Below are 7,518 nucleotides of genomic sequence, written 5' to 3' on the forward strand. Positions count from 1 at the left end.
GAAGATGCTGAGCAAGGACGAGGTCCTTGAGCTCTACATCAACCGCACCTTCTTCGGCGCCAGCACCTATGGCATCGACGGCGCCTCGCGCACCTATTTCGGCAAGCCCGCCAGCCAGCTCACCCTGGCCGAGGCGGCCCTGCTGGCCAGCCTGCCCAAGGCGCCCTCGCGCATGGCCCTGAACCACAACATGGTCGGCGCCCTCGCCCGCCAGCGGCTGGTGCTGGAGAACATGCGCCAGGAGGGCTGGATCACCGCCGAGGAGATGGAGACGGCGGTCGCCGACACGCCCCGGCTCAGCCCCACCGCCCTCGGCAACGATGGGGACATGGGCTATGCGCTCGACTACGCCACCACCGAGGTCCTGAAGCTGGTCGGCCCCAATTCGCCGGACCTGATGGTGCGCCTGACCATCGATCCCCGGCTGCAGCTGGCCGGCGGCCAGGTGCTGCGCCAGGTGGTGGGCACGACAGGCGCGGCGGCGGGGGCCAGCCAGGGCGCCCTGGTGGCCATGTCCTCGGACGGCGCCATCCGCACCATGGTCGGCGGCCTCGACTATAGTCAGAGCGTCTTCAACCGCGCGGTCCAGGCGCGCCGGCAGCCGGGATCCAGCTTCAAGCCCTTCGTCTATGCCGCGGCCCTGGAAAAGGGCGTCATGCCCACCGACGTGCGCGTCGACGGGCCGGTGAAGTTCGGCGACTGGGCGCCGGAGAACTACGGCGGCGGCTATCGCGGCGCGGTGACGGTGGAGACCGCCCTGATGCTGTCGATCAACACCGTGGCGGTGAAGCTGGCCCAGGAGGCCGGCGGCCCGGCGATCGGCGAACTGGCCAAGCGCTTCGGCCTGACCACCATCCCCTCCAACCCCAACCTGTCGATCGCGCTGGGCGCCTATGAGGTGCCGCTGATCGAGATGGTCTCGGGCTTCCAGGTGTTCCAGCTCGGCGGCAACCGGGTCACGCCCTACATGGTCGACGAGATCAAGACCGTGGGCGGGGCGCCCGTCTACCAGCACCTGACCGCATCGCCCGTGCCGGCTTACGACGTCGCCAGGGCCAGCATGATGGTCAAGATGATGAAGAAGGTCATCTCGGGCGGCACCGGCACACGCGCCAATTTCGGCCGCCCCGCCGCCGGCAAGACCGGCACCAGCCAGAACTGGCGCGACGCCTGGTTCATCGGCTTCACGCCCGACTATGTCGCCGGGGTCTGGGTGGGCAATGACGACGAGAAGCCGATGAACAAGGTCACCGGCGGCATCGTCTCGGCCGAGATCTGGCGCAGGTTCATGATGGTGGCGCACGAGAACCTGCCGGCCCGCGACTTCGACTGGCTGTTGCCGGACCCGGTCCCGGAGATGGAGGCCGACCCGCGCAACGCCTTCTATGAGGAGCTCTCCGGCGACTTCGCCGCCACCGCCCGCGACGCCCAGGCGGCCCTGCCCGACGCCCCGGTCGAGACCAAGACCCCCGACAAGCCGGCGGACGATATCCCGTTCTAGGGTCAAAGGGCCAACCGCCGGCCTAGGGGACGGCGGGCTTGTCTATTCGGCGACAAGTCTCAGAGGCAGGTCGTCCTTGTAGCGCAATAGCGACTTCGCTCGCGCGGAGTTGGTCGCCTCTGAACATTCGCACGGAAGCTCACCTGAGCCTCCCCGGATCATGCCTATGATTTCTGGTGCTTCGATCACGACTCCGTCGAGAACGAAGGCCAGCCGGCGTCGGATATTCACATCGGTCGCCGACGCAAAGTTCGCTTGGCCCTCAGCAGTCAACTCGTAGTGGATGCTCCAGCTCTTTTGGAAACGATCGAAATAGGGAACGGCGTCCTGCACCATGTCACCAGCGATCACGGCTTCGGGCTTCAGCCAGAGAAAGCCGCCCTCTCGGAGCGGCAAGCGCAGATCACCGGGCGACGGAGCTGTGGCGCTCTCCGATGGGCCAAAGGTGTCCATTGGCTCATCGACCACTCGCACCGAAAATCCATAGGGATTCTCAAGCGCCGTTCGGAAAGCCCGGGCTTCGGAGTCAGTCGCGAATTTGATCCGCGCACGCTTCGCGTCAAGCGGCTCGATTTTCAATGGGCGAAGTCCTTCCCCTGCGAGACGCGCTCGCACGGCGCGAAGCAGTCGAGCCTCATCCGGCAGTGACGCTCTGGGCGGCGGCGACAGAAAGCGGATCACCATCGACTGGTCGGGCCGTGTCTCGATGCTGAGGTCAGACCGACCGGCCAATGCCTTGCGTATCCGCTCGCCGCGCTCCGCGCTGAATTCCGATTCTATCGCGCGAAATGCGAGCCCGCCGTCGAGATCAATCATTTCCACAAGAGGCGCCGAAAGATTCCAGAAATCGTCGAGCCCTCCGCGTTCGCCCGGCTTGGCGATCTGATTGTCGGGAAGGCTGAGCTGAATGACCGCTGCGGGCGTCCAGGTCAGATCCAAGTCGAGGCTTTCAGAAGCCCGTTGCTCTAGCCACTTTTGGAAGTCCGGGTGTCTTGCCGGATCAGTGACAATCCCTTCAAGTCCTCGCTCGGAGACTTTGGAATTGATGTACGGGGCGTCGCGAAGTTCGGCGATTAAGGTCGCCGCGCGCCGGCCAGACCCCGACTGAGATGACCCTCCGACGTGGCTGATCAAAAACGCCTGGGTTGTATCAATCTGCCCCATGACCTGCGGCCGCTTGGCCAATAGGCGGCGAGCGGCGTCAATTAAATCAGCATGTTGAGTCGGATTGCGAACGACAATTGTGACTGTGGTCATATCGCTGTTGCTGGAGGTGTCGACATCACGGGACGGCTCCAGCGCCTCAGCGAGCTGTGCTCTGAGGCCAGATTGTCGATACTGAGCGGGGCGGGCTTCATAGATGTTGCGGTCAAAAGCCACGACGACCATGGGTCGTTCCGCAGCGGCGGCCTGGGCCGGAGCCACGAGCTGGAAGGCAAGCAACACCCCGAGCCACGTGGGCAGTCTTGCCCGAATGCATACGCTTAGCGGCATGTCCGTCTTCACCCCTACACCCCATCGTAGCCTTGATATCGCAACTCGAAGCTGTGGGACATCACGTCATGATCAGCGCCCCCAAGCGCCGACCGAAGCGCGAGTCCTTGGACGCAGACTTGCCCCATTCGCGCTCAAGCACTTGATCCCTGGCCGGGCGCCGCTATGTCGGACGCCACATGAAGCCACCCATCCTCGCCCTCAAGGAGGTCCGTCTCGCCGACGGGCCCAAGATGCTGTTCGACGGCGTCGATCTCGGGCTCGAACCCCGCAGCCGCGCCTGCCTGGTCGGGCGCAACGGGGCGGGCAAGACCACCCTGCTGAAGGTGCTGGCCGGCGGGCTGCAGGCCGACGAGGGCGAGCGGGTCGTCACCCCCGGCACGACCGTCTCCTATGTGCCCCAGGAACCCGACATCACCGGGGCCACGGTGCTCGACTACGCCATCGCCGGCGGGGCCCAGCCCTATCAGGCGGAATCGACGCTCGCCCTGTTCGGCATCGACCCGGCCAAGTCCACACAGGGGCTGTCGGGGGGCGAGATCCGCCGCGTGGCCCTGGCGCGGGCCTTCGCCGAGGACCCCGACGTCCTGCTGCTGGACGAGCCCACCAACCACCTCGACATCCTGGCCATCGAGACCCTGGAGACCGAGATCGCCGCCTGCCGCGCGGCCATGCTGATCATCAGCCACGACCGCGCCTTTCTGGAGCGCACCACCGGCCGCTGCTTCTGGCTGGAGCACCGCAAGGTGCGCCGGCTCGATAAGGGGTTCGAGGCCTTCGACGCCTGGGTCGAGCAGATCATCGCCGCGGACGCCGAGGAAGGCCGCCGGCTGGATAAGCAGCTGGAGAAGGAAGAATACTGGCTGCGCCGTGGCGTCACCGGCCGCCGGGCCCGCAACGAGGGCCGCCGCCGCGCCCTGCTGGATCTGCGCGAACAGAAACAGGCCCGCCTGCGCGAGGTGCGCGGCGACCTGACCATGGCGATCGCCTCGTCCGGCATGTCCGGCCAGCGGGTGGTCGAGGCCAAGGGGGTCAGCAAGACCTTCGGCGAACGGACCCTGTTCAAGCCGTTCTCGACCCGCATCCAGCGCGGCGACCGCGTCGCCATCGTCGGCCCCAACGGGGCGGGCAAGACCACCCTGGTCAAGCTGCTGCTGGGCGAGATCGCGTCGGACACCGGCGAGGTGAAGCTCGGGGCCAATCTGGAGATCGCCTATATCGACCAGGCCCGGGCCGACCTGAAGCCCGACATGATGCTGCGCGACGTGCTGACCCCCATGGGCGGCGACCAGGTGATGGTGCGCGGCCAGGCCAAGCATGTGGCGGCCTATGCGCGGGAGTTCCTGTTCACCGACCAGCAGATCCGCCAGCCGGTGCGCAGCCTGTCGGGCGGGGAGCGCAATCGCCTGCTGCTGGCCCGCGCCCTGGCCACGCCCGCCAATCTGCTGGTGCTGGACGAGCCGACCAACGATCTCGACATGGACACCCTCGACCTGCTCGAGGACATACTGGCCGACTATGAGGGCACCCTGATCCTGGTCAGCCACGACCGCGACTTCATCGACCGGCTGGCCAGCTCGACCATCGCGCTGAACGGACGGGGCGACGTGGTCGAGACCCCAGGCGGCTGGCAGGATTTCCTGCGCCAGAACCCCGGCTATTTCCGCGCCATCGATGACCCGGCCCCGGCCGCCGCGCCCAAGCCGGCGCCGGTCAAGGTCGAAGCCGTCAAGCCGACCAAGCTGTCCTACAAGGACCAGCGCCGGCTGCAGGAGCTGGAGGCGGCCCTGGCCGCCCTGCCCGGCAGGATCGCCAAGCTGGAGGTCGACCTGGCCGACCCCGCCCTCTACGCCCGCGACCGGGCCGGCTTCGACCGCATCAACCAGACCCTGGAAAAGACCCGCCAGGAATTGTCCGCCTCGGAAGAGGAATGGCTGGCCCTGGAAGAGCGGCGCGAGGCCCTGGAGGCCGGGCGCTGAACTGCGCCGCCTTAGCTGTGGATAAAATTAAGGATTGATTTACCTGGAATTCTTGGCGGAAATCCCCGCCTTGTCCACAGCTTACCCACTGATCGATATGGGTTTTCCCACACCGGGGCAGGTCCGGGCGGTTGCTTCATAGCGGGTTCAGTGGGAACGTCAAGGCGTCGAGAGGGACCGCGGCGCGGCCCGGACGGAAAGCCGGAAACGGCGGACCAGACGGGGAGACGAGCGGGAGGTTCTCGGGAAGGCCAGCGCCGGGGCGACCTGGGGCCAGGACTTCACGGGGACAACGGTTGGTGACGGATACCAGCGGGGCGACCCGCGAACGAAGTCAGGACCGACCTTGCGGCCCAGATCCCCCAACGGATCTGAAATAGAGGGCGACGTCTCGGGTGACCGGGGCGCCGCCCTCTTGCTTTGGGCGACAGGTTTGGCGCGTTACCCAGATTGCCTTCCGGCTAAAGCGCATTAGGGTCCCACGCTGTTCAGTTGGGATTCCGTCATGAAGCTCTCGCGCCTTGTCGCCGTCGCGGCCGCAGCCCTTCTCGCCACCGCCTGTTCGCCGAAGAAGGCCGAAGTGGCCCCCGCCGGCCAGGTCACCATCCGTTTCGCCACCGACTGGCGGGCCCAGGCCGAGCACGGCGGGTTCTATGAAGCGCTGGCCACCGGCGAATACGCCAAGCGCGGCCTGAACGTGCAGATCGTCCAGGGCGGGCCTGGGGTGAACGTGCCCCAGTTGCTGGCCTCCGGCGCGGTCGAGGCCGGCATGGGCTCCAACAGCTTCGTGGTCATGAACCTCGCCCAGCAGGACGTGCCGGTGAAGGCGGTCGCGGCGATGATGCAGAAGGACCCCCAGGTGCTGATCGCCCACCCCGACCAGGGCATCAACGGCATCGCCGACCTGAAGGGCCACCCGATCCTGCTGTCCGACGCCTCGGTCACCGCCTTCTGGGTCTGGCTGAAGTCCAAGTACGGCTTCACCGACGACCAGATCCGCAAATACACCTTCAATTCCGCCCCCTTCCTGGCCGACAAGAAGGTGGCCCAGCAGGGCTATGTGACGTCGGAGCCCTACACCATCGAGAAGGAAGCCAAGCTCAAGCCCAAGGTCTTCCTGCTGGCCGACAATGGCTATCCCTCCTACGCGACCATGATCCTGGTTCCCCAGACCCTGATCGACAAGAACCCCGCCGCCGTGCGCGCCTTCGTCGAGGCCAGCGCCAAGGGCTGGCATGACTATCTCTACGCCGACCCCAAGGCGGCCGACGCCCTGATCCGCAAGGACAATCCGGAAATGACCCAGGACGTCCTCGACCAGGCCCGCGACAAGATGCGGTCCTACGGCATCATCGACGGCGGCGACGCCAAGGCCATGGGCATCGGCGCCATGACCGACGCCCGCTGGGCCGAGTTCTTCAACGTGGCCTCCAGCCAGGGCGTCTATCCCAAGACCCTCGACTACAAGAAGGCCTACAGCCTGGAGTTCGTCACCCCGGCGGTGAAGTAATCTAAATCCTCCCTCGTTTACGGGGGAGGACTTGCCTCCCGAAGTCCCACGGTCCATCCAATGCAGGCGTCCACTGTCGATCGGGACGCACCCGCGACGGCCGGCGCTATATTGCGACCCGCGGCGGATCTGGCAGGGGGCGTAAGTTGAGGATTGCGAAGATGCGGTCACGTGGACCGCTTGTCGCGTCGAGGGGGCGTGAGCGCCGATCCCCCTCCCCCGCAAACGGGGGCGGAAAATCATGAACCCGGTCGCTGAACTCTCCGCTGTCGAGGTCGACTATCCCAAGCGCGGCCGCGCGCTCGGACCCTTCAACCTCAGCCTGGGCGCCGGGCAGATCACCGCCCTGGTGGGCCCCTCCGGCTGCGGCAAGTCCACGGCGCTGCGCCTGCTGGCCGGCCTTGAGCAGCCGACCCGGGGGACGGTTACGCGCGCCGCCGGGCGCGGCGAGACCTCGGTGGTGTTCCAGGCCCCGACGCTCGCCCCCTGGCTCACCGCCCGCGAGAATGTCGCCCTGCCCCTCGAACTGTCGGGAACGCCCCGCAAGCTGGCTCGCGAGAAGGCCGGCGCGGCCCTGGCCCGCGTGGGCCTGGCCGGCGCCGAAGACGCCCGTCCCGCCCAGCTCTCCGGCGGCATGGCCATGCGCGCGTCCCTGGCCCGCGCCCTGGTCACCGAGCCCCGCCTGCTGCTGCTCGACGAGCCCTTCGCGGCTTTGGACGAGATCACCCGCCGCACCCTGGCCGACGACGTGCTGAAGCTGTGGGCCCAGACCCGGCCGGCCATCGTCTTCGTAACCCACAATGTCGAGGAGGCCGCCTATATGGCCGACCGGGTGGTGGTGATCACCCGGGGTCCCGGCCGCATCGCCGGCGAGGTGCGGGTCGAGGCGCCCCTGCCCCGCCCGCCCGGCTTCCGCGCCACCGAGGTGTTCCGCGAGGCCTCCGAGGCCGTATCCCAGCTGCTCGCCCAGGGCGCGGAGATGGCGGCATGAACCGGATCGCCGAGGCCCTCGCCCCCTTCGCCCTGATCGCGCT

5 protein-coding genes are annotated in these 7,518 nt (G+C 67.2%); 4 read left to right on the forward strand and 1 reads right to left on the reverse strand.

What is annotated here, in order from left to right; all coding sequences use genetic code 11:
* Window positions 1–1,501 (forward strand): penicillin-binding transpeptidase domain-containing protein (locus Q7P21_RS17675; protein ID WP_304178136.1); only part of this gene is annotated, 1,501 nt, incomplete at its 5' end.
* 42 nt (window positions 1,502–1,543) lie between these two features.
* On the opposite strand, the gene Q7P21_RS17680 is transcribed toward Q7P21_RS17675, so the two are convergent.
* The gene (locus tag Q7P21_RS17680; protein WP_304178137.1) at window positions 1,544–2,890 is read right to left on the reverse strand and encodes a hypothetical protein; all 1,347 of its coding nucleotides are present in this window, start codon (window positions 2,888–2,890) and stop codon (window positions 1,544–1,546) included.
* Between the two features lie 284 nt (window positions 2,891–3,174).
* Here Q7P21_RS17680 and Q7P21_RS17685 point away from each other — a divergent pair, with 284 nt between their 5' ends.
* The 3 genes from Q7P21_RS17685 (at window position 3,175) to Q7P21_RS17695 (ending at window position 7,475) form a co-directional block, all read left to right on the forward strand.
* On the forward strand, window positions 3,175–4,974 hold the full coding sequence (locus Q7P21_RS17685; protein ID WP_304164048.1) for an ABC-F family ATP-binding cassette domain-containing protein: 1,800 nt from the start codon (window positions 3,175–3,177) through the stop codon (window positions 4,972–4,974).
* Window positions 4,975–5,479: 505 nt separating this feature from the next.
* Window positions 5,480–6,484: an ABC transporter substrate-binding protein gene (locus Q7P21_RS17690; RefSeq protein WP_304164046.1), complete on the forward strand. Its 1,005-nt coding sequence runs from the start codon at window positions 5,480–5,482 to the stop codon at window positions 6,482–6,484.
* 238 nt (window positions 6,485–6,722) lie between these two features.
* Complete coding sequence (locus Q7P21_RS17695) at window positions 6,723–7,475, forward strand: ABC transporter ATP-binding protein (RefSeq protein ID WP_304178138.1); 753 nt, start codon at window positions 6,723–6,725, stop codon at window positions 7,473–7,475.
* The last annotated feature ends 43 nt before the right edge of the window (window positions 7,476–7,518 follow it).

Origin of the sequence: Phenylobacterium aquaticum, from assembly GCF_947378715.1 — a bacterium.
In the GTDB taxonomy this organism is placed as follows: domain Bacteria; phylum Pseudomonadota; class Alphaproteobacteria; order Caulobacterales; family Caulobacteraceae; genus Phenylobacterium; species Phenylobacterium aquaticum_A.

Coding starts and splice junctions, on each gene's coding strand:
- Q7P21_RS17680 (WP_304178137.1), bottom strand. CDS start 2,890: ATGGTCGTCGTGGCTTTTGACCGCAACATCTATGAAGCCCGCCCCGCT.
- Q7P21_RS17685 (WP_304164048.1), top strand. CDS start 3,175: ATGAAGCCACCCATCCTCGCCCTCAAGGAGGTCCGTCTCGCCGACGGG.
- Q7P21_RS17690 (WP_304164046.1), top strand. CDS start 5,480: ATGAAGCTCTCGCGCCTTGTCGCCGTCGCGGCCGCAGCCCTTCTCGCC.